Annotated in this window: 13 protein-coding genes; 7 read left to right on the forward strand and 6 right to left on the reverse strand. The window is 72.4% G+C overall.

The features are described 5' to 3' along the window. From ACLBX8_RS28125 to ACLBX8_RS28140, 4 genes are all read right to left on the reverse strand, one after another. Positions 1–976, reverse strand: a 976-nt coding sequence (locus tag ACLBX8_RS28125) for a HAMP domain-containing protein (RefSeq protein WP_447716175.1), incomplete at its 3' end; no start/stop codon positions are given. Between the two features lie 36 nt (positions 977–1,012). Beyond that, positions 1,013–1,597 carry a chemotaxis protein CheW gene (locus ACLBX8_RS28130; protein ID WP_447716176.1) on the reverse strand — a complete coding sequence of 195 codons (585 nt, stop codon included), beginning with the start codon at positions 1,595–1,597 and terminating at the stop codon, positions 1,013–1,015. Continuing rightward, positions 1,597–3,129, reverse strand: a complete 1,533-nt coding sequence (locus ACLBX8_RS28135; protein WP_447716177.1) for a CheR family methyltransferase — start codon at positions 3,127–3,129, stop codon at positions 1,597–1,599. The genes ACLBX8_RS28130 and ACLBX8_RS28135 overlap by 1 nt, the downstream gene beginning before the upstream one ends. 7 nt (positions 3,130–3,136) lie before the next feature. After that, positions 3,137–3,631, reverse strand: coding sequence for a chemotaxis protein CheW (locus ACLBX8_RS28140; RefSeq protein ID WP_447716178.1), 495 nt, complete (start codon positions 3,629–3,631; stop codon positions 3,137–3,139). Positions 3,632–3,838: 207 nt separating this feature from the next. Between ACLBX8_RS28140 and ACLBX8_RS28145 the strand changes: the two genes are divergently transcribed. The 7 genes from ACLBX8_RS28145 to ACLBX8_RS28175 all read left to right on the forward strand — a co-directional run bounded on the left by ACLBX8_RS28145 (position 3,839) and on the right by ACLBX8_RS28175 (position 10,941). Then, a complete protein-coding gene (locus ACLBX8_RS28145; protein WP_043343441.1) occupies positions 3,839–4,081 on the forward strand; it encodes a hypothetical protein in 243 nt (80 codons plus the stop codon). Between the two features lie 278 nt (positions 4,082–4,359). After that, positions 4,360–5,181: a DeoR/GlpR family DNA-binding transcription regulator gene (locus tag ACLBX8_RS28150; RefSeq protein ID WP_020095420.1), complete on the forward strand. Its 822-nt coding sequence runs from the start codon at positions 4,360–4,362 to the stop codon at positions 5,179–5,181. An 83-nt stretch (positions 5,182–5,264) separates the two neighbouring features. Then, a complete protein-coding gene (glpD, locus tag ACLBX8_RS28155; protein WP_447699201.1) occupies positions 5,265–6,797 on the forward strand; it encodes a glycerol-3-phosphate dehydrogenase in 1,533 nt (510 codons plus the stop codon). A gap of 55 nt (positions 6,798–6,852) precedes the next feature. Then, positions 6,853–8,358 carry a glycerol kinase GlpK gene (glpK, locus tag ACLBX8_RS28160; protein ID WP_100252358.1) on the forward strand — a complete coding sequence of 502 codons (1,506 nt, stop codon included), beginning with the start codon at positions 6,853–6,855 and terminating at the stop codon, positions 8,356–8,358. A gap of 259 nt (positions 8,359–8,617) precedes the next feature. Further along, complete coding sequence (locus tag ACLBX8_RS28165) at positions 8,618–9,349, forward strand: MIP/aquaporin family protein (protein WP_020095417.1); 732 nt, start codon at positions 8,618–8,620, stop codon at positions 9,347–9,349. Positions 9,350–9,483: 134 nt separating this feature from the next. Beyond that, complete coding sequence (gene lipA / locus ACLBX8_RS28170) at positions 9,484–10,467, forward strand: lipoyl synthase (RefSeq protein WP_447699199.1); 984 nt, start codon at positions 9,484–9,486, stop codon at positions 10,465–10,467. Between the two features lie 15 nt (positions 10,468–10,482). Beyond that, the gene (locus tag ACLBX8_RS28175) at positions 10,483–10,941 is read left to right on the forward strand and encodes a type II toxin-antitoxin system RatA family toxin (RefSeq protein ID WP_020095415.1); all 459 of its coding nucleotides are present in this window, start codon (positions 10,483–10,485) and stop codon (positions 10,939–10,941) included. Between the two features lie 112 nt (positions 10,942–11,053). Here ACLBX8_RS28175 and ACLBX8_RS28180 read toward each other — a convergent pair whose 3' ends face one another. Further along, positions 11,054–11,413 carry an FAD-dependent monooxygenase gene (locus tag ACLBX8_RS28180; RefSeq protein WP_447716179.1) on the reverse strand — a complete coding sequence of 120 codons (360 nt, stop codon included), beginning with the start codon at positions 11,411–11,413 and terminating at the stop codon, positions 11,054–11,056. A 32-nt stretch (positions 11,414–11,445) separates the two neighbouring features. Then, positions 11,446–11,943, reverse strand: coding sequence for a CinA family protein (locus tag ACLBX8_RS28185; protein ID WP_447681042.1), 498 nt, complete (start codon positions 11,941–11,943; stop codon positions 11,446–11,448). Between the last annotated feature and the right edge of the window lie 27 nt (positions 11,944–11,970).

Raw genomic sequence — 11,970 nt, forward strand, 5'->3', positions numbered from 1 at the left:
GGGTGATCTCGTCCACCGTGGCGGCGGTCTCCTGCACGGCGGCGAACTGCTGCTCGACCGAGGCGGCCTGCTCCTGCGCCGAGGCGCGGATCTCGGCCGCGGCCGCGTTCAGGTCCGCCGTCGCCGCCCGGTTCGTCCGCGCCAAGTCCGACAGACCCGAGACCATCGTGTTCAGCGTCGTGCTCAGACGGCCGATCTCGTCGCGCCCGCCGGCCGCCAGCTGGCCGGACAGGTCACCCTCGCCGACGCGGCCGACGAAGGCCATGACCGTCTCGAGCGGCCGCACCACCGCGCGGCTGATCAGCCACGTGATCAGGACCGCCAGCAGCACCGCGGCGGCCAGGGTCAGGTAGATCGAGAGGCGCGAGCGCTCGTAGACCTCCTGCGCGGCGCGCTGGCCCAGCGCCATGCCGCCGTCGAGCTGCGAGCGGAGGTTCTTGATCCCCTCGAGGAAGGGTGCCTGCAGCCGCGCGATCTCCGCGTTGCGGGCCTCGACCGCCGCGACGTCCTGCTGGGCGATGGCGGCGAACTGCGCCTCGCCCTGCGCCCTGACCTCGCGGAACGAGCCCTGGACCGCGGTCGCCGCCGCGGCGATGCGGTCCCAGGCCGCGACGCGCTCGGCGGACACGACCTGCGTCCGGTACTGGGTGGCGAGCTGGATCGTCGTGGCGAGCCGGTTCTCGACCTGGGCCGCGGTCTGGCGCCAGGCCGCCAGGGTGTCGCCGGCCTGGGTCGCGCGCCCCTGGGCCTGCATCAGCATCGTGATCACGGCCGTGCGGCGCAGGAGACCGAGGTCGCGCGCGTCGTTCCCGAGATCGTCGAGCTGGCGCAGGATCGTCATGTCCCGCCGGACGATCGCGTCGGTCGTGTCGCGCACCGCGCCGATCTGCTCCAGGGCGTAGAGGCCGAGCGCCACCACCACCACCGTGATGGCGAAGAAGCCGAGGAGGATGCGTTTTCCGATCGAGAGCGACACGGGCGGGGATGGCTCCGGTTGGGGCAGGCGGCCCGGTCAGGGCAGCGCGCGGCGCAGGAGGCGGGGGAGGTCGATGACGACGAAGTCGGGACGGCCGTCGCCCGCCGCCCCGGAGGCCGGGGCATAGACCGAGGCGGCCTCGTTGCCCAAGCGGTCGGGATCGGTCACCTCGGCGCCGGCCGCGGCGACCGCGGCGACCGCGCCAGGGGCACGGGCGATGCCCAGGACCCGGTCCACAGCAAGGGCGAGGGGCTGGGGGTGGACGCCGCGCAGCACGATCATGTGGCCCGCGGCCGCGTCGGCGTCGGACGCGGGATCCGGCCGGCCGAGGGCCCGGGCGAGGCTGAGCACGCCGACGATCCGCCCGGACAGGGCGACCAGACCGTCCAGCGCCGGCACCGCCCCGGGCATCGGCGTGGCGGGGCGCGACGGCAGGACCTGGGCGACGGCCGCCAGCGGCACGCCGTAGCGCTCGCCGCCGCAGGCGCAGACGAGGTGATCGACGCCCGAATCGGTCGCGGCCGCCGCGGCACCGCGCCGGGCGAGGGCGGCGGCGCGCTCGGCGCGCAGGTCCCGCTCCGGCCGCGGACGGCCGCCCTGTGCACTCGGGCCTGCGCCCATCAGGACCTCCTGCTGCCGGCGCCGCCGAGCGCGGCGCGGGCCGCGGCCGCGCTGGCCGCGATCTCGCCCGCGGAGGCGCCGTCGCCCTCGGGCAGCGCCGTGTCCGGCCCGAGGGCTTGACTCAAGGCGACGGCGTTGTCGAGGGCGCGGAGCGCCTCGTGCGGCCGTCGCAGCGCAATCAGCAGCAGGCCGAGGTGGTAGTGGGCCATCACGAAACCGCGGTCGAGGTAGAGCGCGGCCCGCAGCGCCCGCTCGGCCTCGGCGTCGCGTCCCAGGGTGCGGGCCAGGAGACCCTCGTAGAAGCGCAGGGCGGTGTCGGTCGGATCGCGGTCGAGGGCGCCCCGCAGCGCCCGCCAGGCCGCTCCGGTCTCGCCGGAATCGGCCAGCGCGCGGATCCGGTCGAGGTCGACGGCGTCCTCATCTTCAGGCCGGTCCTCCCGGGTCTCCGGCGCTGCGGGAGCCGGACCGGTGCCGGGTGCGGTGACCGGGTCCGGGGCGGGAACGGCCGCGGCGTCGGCCTCTGCGGCCCCGGACTGGCCCGGGCCAGGATCCGCCGGGGGCGGCTGCGTCGCCTGTCGCACCGGAGGGACGGGCTCCGGCGCGGGCGCACCGGACAGGTCGACCGGTGGCGCGACCGGCGGCGCCTCGGCGCGCGGTCGGTAGGCCACGGTCCCGGGCAGGCTGACGGCGTCGAGGAAGCTCGCGAAGGCGGGACTCGGCTCGGCGTGGCCGAGGAGCAGCCAGCCCTCCGGCCGCAGCCTGCGGCCCAGCCCGCGCACCACCGCGGCGACCGTCCGGGCATCGAAGTAGATCAGCACGTTCCGGCAGAGGATCAGGTCGAAGGGCTCGCCCTGCGGCGGCCCCGGCTCGACGAGGCTCAGCAGGTTGCCGCGCTCGAACCGGACCGGACCGCGGTATTCGGGCCGGAGGGCGTAGCCGCCCTCGCGCCGGATGCCCGGCGCGGGCGGCAGCCGGGTGAAGTAGCGGAGCCGGTCCTCCGGCGGCATGGTCCGGAGCGCCCAGCGGCCGTACTCGGCGGCGCGGGCCGTGGCGAGCGCCTCGACGCTGATGTCGGTGCCGAGGATCGCCACCCGCCACTCGGGCAGGGCGTCGCCGAGCAGCTCGTGCACCAGGATCGCTAGGGAATAGGCCTCGGCCCCGGTGGAGCAGCCCGCGCTCCAGATCCGGAGGACGCGCTCGGACGCCCGTGCCGCGATCAGCGCCGGCAGGATCGTCGCGCGCAGCGCGCTGAACTGCTCGGCGTAGCGGAAGAAGAACGTCTCGCCGACGGTGATCTCGGCCTCCAGCCGGGCCCATTCCGCCTCGCCGTCCGCGCCGCTCGACAGGAGGGCCGCGTAGGCGGCGCAGTCGGCCACGGCGGCGGCGCGGAACCGGCGGTGCAGCCGCTCGATCAGCAACTCGTCCTTGTCGGTGTAGTAGTGGTGGCCGGTGCGCGCGATGATCCGCGCCTTGAGCGGCGCGTAGGCGGGATCGGCAGCCAGGTCGGGACGGGGATTCCCCGGACGGGCCATCGCGCGGTCAGACGGCGTGCGGCAGCGCGGCGAGACGTTCGGCGGCGGCCCGCGCCAGGGCGTCGACGCGGGCCCGCTCCTGCACGGTCAGGAGGCGCTCCGGCGCCAGCGCGTGGACGAGGCGCTCGCCGAGGACGAGCTCGGCCGCGACGCAGCCGTTGAGCGTGTCGGCCGCCTCGGCCGGCCGGATCGCGGAATCCGGGACGGTCGCGAGGTCCGCCACGCGATCGACGAGGTACGCGACGGCCTCGCCCTGCATCAGCGCGAGATGGGCGTAGAGACCGGGCGTCGCGCCGGCCGGGCGCAGGCCGAGCAGCGCCGCGAGGTCGACGACCGGGACCGGCGTGCCGCCGAGATTGAGGAATCCGATGAGCCAGCTGCCGGAGGCGGGCGGCGCGTGCAGATCCGGCAGCGGCAGGATCTCGGCGACCGCGCCGCGGGGCAGGGCGCAGGCCGTGCCTGCGACATCCAGCAGGAGATAGGCCGAACCGCTGCTGGCCACCGCCACCCGCTCCCCTGTTGCTCGGTCGCGGCCGGGCCGGGACGGGTCGCGACATAGGCCGAGTTAACGCTGCCGGCAATTGTGCGCCGCACGGGCGCGATGACGCGGAACCAAGTCTCGCCTGAGCCGCTTATTTTCCGACGCAGCGGCAACGCGCCTGACGAGGCGCGGCGCTTTGCCTGCGCCGGTCTACGCCAGGGATTGACGATGAGGAAACTTCTGTTGGCCGCCGCGTCGCTGACGCTCCTCGCGGGCTCCGCCTACGCCCAGGGCAACTCGCCCTACAACGCCTCGGGCGCTCAGGCCGGCGGCCCGCGCGGCGGCCTGGAGCGCGCCGGCGAGGCGGCCGCGATGGAGCAGGGAGCTGCTCCGGCCGCGCGTCCGACGATGCGCAAGCGCATGAAGCACAAGCGGATGAAGCATCATCGCCGGATGCGCCACCACATGTGAGTGGCGAACACCGGGGCGCGCCGCAGGCGTCGTCCGGGTGGCTCGGCCTGTCGCACCCGCGGCAGGCCTTTTTTATGCCCGGTCGCAGGCGAAGTGCCGGTCGCGCGGGCCTGAAGCATAGTGCAGTCCGGACGACGCGTGCCGTCCGACGGTTGCCGGCCGGCGCGGCGCGGTCCAGAGTTGCGCGAAAGCCGCGACGCCCGAACATGTTCGCAAACGAACATCGCCCGGCAATCAGTACAGCGGTGCGACGGCCTCACGAAGGCGAGGGAGTATCGATGTCACGACCGCTCGACCGGAGATCCGACGACAGGATCGAGGCGACCGGTGTCGAGGGGCGGCGCAGCGCGATCGTCGCCTCGGTCCGCCAGCGCGGCTTCGTGACGATCGAGGCCCTGGCGGCGCAGTTCGGCGTCACCGTCCAGACGATCCGGCGCGACCTCAACGAGCTGAGCGCCGAGGGGCGGCTGGAGCGCTACCGCGGCGGCGGCGGCCTGCCCTCCAGCGTCGAGAACATCGATTACGCGGACCGGCGGGTGACCCTGCTGCCGGAGAAGAGCCGGATCGGCCGCCTCGCGGCGAGCCGCATCCCGTCGCACTGCTCGGTCTTCATCAACATCGGCACGACACCGGAGGCCGTCGCCCGCGAGCTGACCCGACACGACGATCTCAGCATCATCACCAACAACCTCAACGTGGCGATCTCGCTCGCCGAGACGACCGAGTTCCGCATCGTCGTGGCGGGCGGCACCGTGCGGAACCGCGACGGCGCGGTGCTGGGTCAGCTCACCTGCGACACGCTCAGCCAGTTCCGGGTCGACGTGGCGGTGATCGGCATCAGCGGCATCGACGGCGACGGGGCGCTCCTCGACTACGATTACGAGGAGGTGCGGGCGACCCAGACCATCCTGGCCCATGCCCGGAAAACCTTCCTGGTGGCCGACCACACCAAGTTCACGCGGCGGCCCATGGTCCAGGTCGGGCGCCTGGAGCAGGTCGACACCTTCTTCACCGACCGGGCGCCACCGGCCGAGATCGTCGCGCTCATGGAGCGCCTGGGGGTCAACCTGGCGGTCGCCGACAGCGCGGACGAACCGTAACGAACATCGATTTTTCGCTTGCGAAAGCCGACCGCCGCGTCAATATAGTGCCGAACCGCCACCAAGGCGGCCCAGGAGGAACCATGGCGGCTGCACCGCGACAGCGCGAGCCGTCCGACGCCTACGATCTCCTGATCATCGGCGGCGGCATCAACGGCACGGGCATCGCCCGGGACGCGGCCGGCCGGGGTCTGTCGGTCCTGCTGGCCGAGCGCGGTGACCTGGCCGGCTTCACCTCCTCGTCGTCGACGAAGCTGATCCACGGCGGCCTGCGCTACCTCGAATACTACGAGTTCCGCCTCGTGCGTGAGGCGCTCGCCGAGCGCGAGCGGCTGCTGCGGCTCGCCCCGCACGTGATCTGGCCCCTGCGCTTCGTCCTGCCCCACGACGAGGGCCTGCGCCCGGCCTGGATGCTGCGGCTCGGCCTGTTCCTCTACGATCACCTCGCGCGGCTGCGCACGCTCCCGGGCTCGCACGGGGTCGACCTGCGCAGCTCCGCCTACGGGGCGCCGCTGCAGCGGCGCCTGAAGCGCGGCTTCGTCTATTCCGACTGCTGGGTCGAGGACAGCCGCCTCGTGGTGCTCAACGCCATGGACGCCCGAGAGCGCGGCGCCACGGTGATGACCCGCACCGGTGTCGTCTCGGCCCGGCGCGAGGGTGACGGCTGGGTCGCGACGCTGCGCGACGAGCGCGGCGGCACCGAGCGGACGGTCCACGCGAAGGCCGTCGTCAACGCCGCCGGCCCGTGGGTCAGCGAGACGCTCGGCGGCACGCTCGGCATCAACAGCCGCGCGGCGGTGCGGCTGATCAAGGGCAGCCACATCGTGGTCAAGCGCCTGTTCGCGGGCGATCAGGCCTACATCCTGCAGCAGCCGGACAAGCGCATCATCTTCGCGATCCCCTACGAGCGCGACTTCACGCTGATCGGCACCACCGACGTCCCCTACGAGGGCGAGCCCGGCCCGGTCTCGATCTCCGAGAGCGAGACCGACTACCTCTGCGGCTGCATCAACCGCTCCTTCGACACGACGATCACCCCGGCCGACGTGGTCTGGAGCTACTCGGGCGTGCGCCCGCTCTACGACGACGCGGCCGAGAACGCGTCGGCCGTGACCCGCGACTACGTCCTCGACGTGGAGGACCAGGGCGGGGCGGCTGCGGTGCTGTCGGTCTTCGGCGGCAAGATCACGACCTACCGGCGGCTCGCCGAGCACGCGCTCGAGAAGCTGAAGCCCTACTTCCCGCACCTCGGGAAGTCCTGGACCGGCGACGCGGTCCTGCCGGGCGGCGCCATGAAGGACGCCGATTTCGACCAGTTCCTCGCCAAGCTGCGGGCCGAGACGCCGTTCCTGCCGGAGGAGACCGCCCGCCGCCTCGCCCGCGCCTACGGCACCCGGGCCCGGGACATCGTCGGGACGGCGCAGTCCATGGCGGATCTCGGCGAGGCCTTCGACGGCGGCCTCACGGCGGCCGAGGTCGACTACCTGCGCACCGAGGAGTGGGCGGTCACCGCCGACGACATCCTGTGGCGGCGCTCCAAGCTCGGTCTGCGCACCGGCGCGGAGAGCGCCGCGCGCCTCGCCGCCTACCTCGACCGCAGGGCCGAGGCCGCCTGACGCTTTCGAACCCGATCCGGCGACAGACCGGTCGGGCCATCTAGGGGAGGGAACGATGAGCCGTTACGTCGGGGCCATCGACCAGGGCACAACCAGCAGCCGCTTCATCGTGTTCGACCGGGAGGGCAGCGTGATCGCGCTCGCCCAGGCCGAGCACGCGCAGATCTACCCGGCTCCCGGCCACGTCGAGCACGACGCCACGGAGATCTGGACGAAGACCCAGAGCGTGATGCGCGAGGCCCTGGAGAAGGGCGGGCTCCAGCCCTCCGACCTCGCGGCAGTCGGCATCACCAACCAGCGCGAGACCACGCTGATCTGGGACCGGACGACCGGCAAGCCCCTGCACAACGCCCTGGTCTGGCAGGACACCCGCAACGACCGGCTGGTGGGCGAGTTCGCCCGCGACGGCGGCCGCGACCGGTTCCGCGATCTCACCGGCCTGCCGCTAGCGAGCTACTTCTCCGGCCTCAAGCTGCGCTGGCTGCTCGACCACGTCGAGGGCGCCCGGCAGAAGGCCGAGGCCGGGGACGTGCTGTTCGGCAACATCGACACGTGGCTCGTCTGGAACCTGACCGGCGGCACCGAGGGCGGCCTCCACGTCACCGACGTGACCAACGCCAGCCGCACGCAGCTCATGTCGCTGAAGACCCTCGACTGGGACGAGGGCATGCTGTCGACCTTCGGCATCCCGCGGGCGATGCTGCCGAAGATCGTCTCGTCGAGCGAGGTCTACGGCGAGACCAGGGCTCCGTTCGCGGGCGTGCCGATCGCCGGCATCCTGGGCGACCAGCAGGCGGCCCTGTTCGGCCAGACCTGCTTCGCGCCGGGCGAGGCCAAGAACACCTACGGCACCGGCTGCTTCGCGCTGATGAACACCGGCGAGGAGCCGGTCCCGTCGAAGGCCGGCCTCGTCACCACGCTGGCCTACCGCCTCGACGGCCAGAAGCCGGCCTACGCGCTTGAAGGCTCGATCGCCATCACTGGCGCCCTGGTGCAGTGGCTGCGCGACAACCTGCACATGATCAAGGATTCCGCCGAGGTCGAGACGCTCGCCACGACGGTCGAGGACAACGGCGGCGTCTACTTCGTGCCGGCCTTCTCGGGCCTCTACGCGCCGCACTGGAACGAGGGCGCCCGCGGCCTGATCATCGGCCTGACCCGCTACGTCAACCGCGGCCACATCGCCCGCTCGGTGCTGGAGGCGACCGCCTTCCAGACCCGCGAGGTGCTGCAGGCCATGGCCAAGGATTCCGGCATCCCCGTCAAGGAGTTGCGGGCCGACGGCGGCATGGTCGCCAACAACACCCTGATGCAGTTCCAGTCCGACCTGCTCGACGTGCCGGTGGTGCGCCCGAAGGTGGCCGAGACCACGGCGCTCGGCGCAGCCTACGCGGCGGGTCTCGCGGTCGGCTACTGGAAGGGCCTCGACGACCTCAAGCGCAACTGGGGCGTCGACAAGCGCTGGACGCCGAAGATGGATGCCGGCCAGCGCGAGAAGATCGCCGCCGCCTGGAGCCGGGCTGTGCAGCGCTCCTTCGACTGGAAGACCGACGAGGATTGAGACGGGCTCGGGGCGCACACGCCCCGCGCAGTCCCACTCGCGCCCGCATCCGGAGCCGCTGCGCGGCGGCCTCGAAGAAGGGCTCCAGATCGCCGCGGGATCCCCGGAGGCCTTCGAAGAGGCCTCCGAGGCGCTCCGGTACCGCAGGAGAGGGCGCCGGCCACGATCTGCGTAACCATTCGGTGACCGCCACCGGCGTTCACGCGCTCGCCAAAGCTTTGAACTTTCACAAAAAGCAGCGAACGGGGGAGACGAGACGATGACATCACCCTTCCTGGGCGAATTCCTGGGCACCATGACCCTGATCGTGCTCGGCGACGGCGTCGTGGCCGGCGCCCTGCTCAAGCATTCCAAGGGCGAGAATGCCGGCTGGATCGCTATCACGGCGGGCTGGGCCTTCGCGGTCCTCGCGGGCGTCTTCGTGGCCAACGCCACCGGGAGCGCCGACGCCCATATCAACCCGGCCGTCACCGTGGCGGGCGCGGTCAGTTCCGGCGATTTCAGCAAGATCCCCGTCTACATCCCGGCCCAGATGCTCGGTGCCTTCGTGGGCGCCGTGCTCGTCTGGCTCCACTACCTGCCGCACTGGGGCGCGACCCAGGATCCCGGCCTCAAGCTCGCCTGCTTCTGCACCGGCCCGGCGATCCGCGACGCGAAGGCCAACTGGATCTCCGAGATCATCGCGACCTTCTTCCTGATCCTGACGATCTCCGCCCTCGTGACCACCACACTGGGCTCGGCCGGCGCGATCCCGCGGGCCGTCGCGCCCTACATGGTCGGCATGCTGGTCTGGGGCATCGGCCTGTCGCTCGGCGGCACCACCGGCTACGCCATCAATCCGGCCCGCGACCTCGGGCCGCGCGTCGCCCACGCGGTGCTGCCGATCGCCGGCAAGGGCAGCTCCGACTGGGGCTACGCGCTGATCCCGGTGGCCGCGCCCCTGGTCGGGGCGGTGCTGGCCGGGCTCTTCGTCCGGGCGCTGGGGATCTGACGGAACGGCCGCACCCTCAACCACCGCGGGGCGGCCCGGCGTCGCGGCGGTTTGCGGCGCGCGGCCTTGGGCCTTAAGTCAGGGCGATCCCGACCGCGCCCCTGGGGCGCCTCCCCGCGGTGTGCCCCCGACCCATGGCCGTCGTCCTCGACACCCTGAAGAACGATCCGCGGCCGGTCCGCCTGCGCCACCCCGAGAAGGCGCACCGGCCCGACCAGCCCGTCCAGGCCAAGAAGCCGGACTGGATCCGCGTGAAGGCGCCCGGCTCCAGGGCCTGGTCCGAGACGCAGAAGATCGTGCGCGAGCACGGTCTGGTCACGGTCTGCGAGGAGGCGGGCTGCCCGAATATCGGCGAGTGCTGGGAGAAGCGGCACGCCACCTTCATGATCATGGGCGACACCTGCACGCGGGCCTGCGCCTTCTGCAACGTGCGCACCGGCCTGCCCGACGCCCTCGACCTGGGCGAGCCGGACAAGATCGCCGATTCGGTGGCCAAGCTCGGCCTGCACCACGTGGTCATCACCTCGGTGGACCGGGACGACCTGAAGGACGGCGGCGCCGAGCATTTCGCCCGGACCATCGCGGCCATCCGGCTCGCGAGCCCCGGCACGACCGTCGAGATCCTGACGCCCGACTTCCTGCGCAAGGACGGGGCGCTGGAGGTCGTGGTCGCCGCCAAGCCCGACGTGTTCAATCACAACCTGGAGACGGTGCCGGCCAAGTACCTCACGGTGCGGCCGGGTGCCCGCTACTTCCACTCGGTGCGCCTGCTGCAGCGGGTGAAGGAGCTCGACCCGACGATCTTCACCAAGTCCGGCATCATGGTCGGGCTCGGCGAGGAGCGGAACGAGGTGCTCCAGCTCATGGACGACCTGCGCTCGGCCGAAGTCGACTTCCTCACCATCGGCCAGTACCTGCAGCCGTCGAAGAAGCACCACGAGGTCGTGCGCTTCGTCCCCCCCGACGAGTTCAAGGCCTACGAGACCACCGCCTACGCCAAGGGTTTCCTGCTGGTCTCGGCCACGCCGCTCACGCGCTCGTCGCACCATGCCGGCGAGGATTTCGCGCGTTTGCAGGCGGCGCGTCTGGCCAAACTGTCGCCCGCGCTCTCGGCCTGAGGATATCCGAAGACCATGCCGTCCTTCCGGGTCACCCGCGCGGTGAAGCACACGCCGCAGCAGATGTACGACCTCGTCGCCGACGTGGAGCGCTACCCCGAGTTCCTGCCGCTCTGCGAATCCCTGCGGGTGATCCGTCGGCAGGACATGCCCGAGGGCGGGCAGGTGCTGATCGCCGAGATGGGCGTCGGCTACAAGGCGATCCGCGAGCGCTTCACCACCCGGGTCACCCTCGATCCGGCGAGTCTCAAGATCGTCGCCGAGTACATCGACGGCCCGTTCCGGCACCTGGAGAACCGCTGGCTGTTCAAGGACGGCCCCGACGGCGGCTGCAACGTCGACTTCTTCATCACCTACGAGTTCAAGAGCCGCACCCTGGGGCTCCTCATGGGCACGATGTTCGACCGCGCCTTCCGCAAGTTCACCGACGCCTTCGAGGGGCGGGCGAACCGGATGTACGGGGCGCGGGCTTAGCCGCCGTCCTCGCGCGCGCCGTGAAGCGACCCGGGGAAATGGGACGCCTCCGAATGTGGCGTTGCCCTGGATCGCTTCGCTGCGCTCACAAAGACGGTGCGCAGGGATGGCGTCAGGCCCGCAGCGACACGCGCACGTGCTCGGGCCGCACATACATCCCGATCCTCCGCGCCGGCAGGACCTGAAGCCGCGGCAGGGCGTCGAGGAGGCGCAGGGCGAGCGGCGCCCGGAACGGCACGTCGGCCGCCAGCGACGCGGCGATCACGCGGGACTGAATGGGGGAGGGCGCGGAAGCGCTCGGTGAAGCCCGGCTCGTCCATCGGCCGGAGGGGTGGATGGTCTCGCCGCGGAAGTCGCGCAGGAAGTCCGCGTGCTGCTCCAGAACGGTGACGTCGAGGCTCGCGCGGACGAAGAGCAGGCCGGCCATCGTCCGGGCGGGGCCCCCGCCGACGAGGCAGAGGCGGGTCGTCACCGTACCCGAGGGCCGTCCTTCCCGTGCCGCGATCAGTCGCCGAGGGCGTCCTCCAACAGACCGAGCGCGTCGGCCACGGCGGCGCGGCGGATGCCCGCGCGCCCGAGATCGCCGTAGCGCCGCTCCAGGTGGCGCGTGTCGCCATCTCGCCGACTGAGGCCGAAATGCACCAGCCCCACTGGCTTCTCGGCGCTCCCGCCCCCCGGGCCGGCGATGCCGGTGATCGCCACCGCGACGGAGGCCCGCGACGCGGCCAGCGCCCCGGCGGCCATCGCCCGCGCCACGGGCTCGCTGACCGCGCCGTGCCGGCGGATCAGGTCGATGGGCACACCGATCGCCTCGGCCTTCGCGTCGTTCGAGTAGGTGACGAAGCCGCGCTCCAGGACGGCCGACGAGCCCGGCACCGCGGTGAGCAGCCCGGCCACGAGGCCGCCCGTGCAGGATTCGGCGGTGGCGACGGTGCGCCCGTCCGCCGCGTAGGCGGTCACCAGCGCCTCGGCCCGGGCGAGAAGCTCTGCGTCGTCGACCATCGCGAACGGGCTCCCCTCGGGCGCCGC

This window comes from Methylobacterium sp. D48H, from assembly GCF_053345715.1.

Coding starts and splice junctions, on each gene's coding strand:
- ACLBX8_RS28130 (WP_447716176.1), bottom strand. CDS start 1,597: ATGGGCGCAGGCCCGAGTGCACAGGGCGGCCGTCCGCGGCCGGAGCGG.
- ACLBX8_RS28135 (WP_447716177.1), bottom strand. CDS start 3,129: ATGGCCCGTCCGGGGAATCCCCGTCCCGACCTGGCTGCCGATCCCGCC.
- ACLBX8_RS28145 (WP_043343441.1), top strand. CDS start 3,839: ATGAGGAAACTTCTGTTGGCCGCCGCGTCGCTGACGCTCCTCGCGGGC.
- ACLBX8_RS28150 (WP_020095420.1), top strand. CDS start 4,360: ATGTCACGACCGCTCGACCGGAGATCCGACGACAGGATCGAGGCGACC.
- glpD (WP_447699201.1), top strand. CDS start 5,265: ATGGCGGCTGCACCGCGACAGCGCGAGCCGTCCGACGCCTACGATCTC.
- glpK (WP_100252358.1), top strand. CDS start 6,853: ATGAGCCGTTACGTCGGGGCCATCGACCAGGGCACAACCAGCAGCCGC.
- ACLBX8_RS28165 (WP_020095417.1), top strand. CDS start 8,618: ATGACATCACCCTTCCTGGGCGAATTCCTGGGCACCATGACCCTGATC.
- lipA (WP_447699199.1), top strand. CDS start 9,484: ATGGCCGTCGTCCTCGACACCCTGAAGAACGATCCGCGGCCGGTCCGC.
- ACLBX8_RS28175 (WP_020095415.1), top strand. CDS start 10,483: ATGCCGTCCTTCCGGGTCACCCGCGCGGTGAAGCACACGCCGCAGCAG.
- ACLBX8_RS28185 (WP_447681042.1), bottom strand. CDS start 11,943: ATGGTCGACGACGCAGAGCTTCTCGCCCGGGCCGAGGCGCTGGTGACC.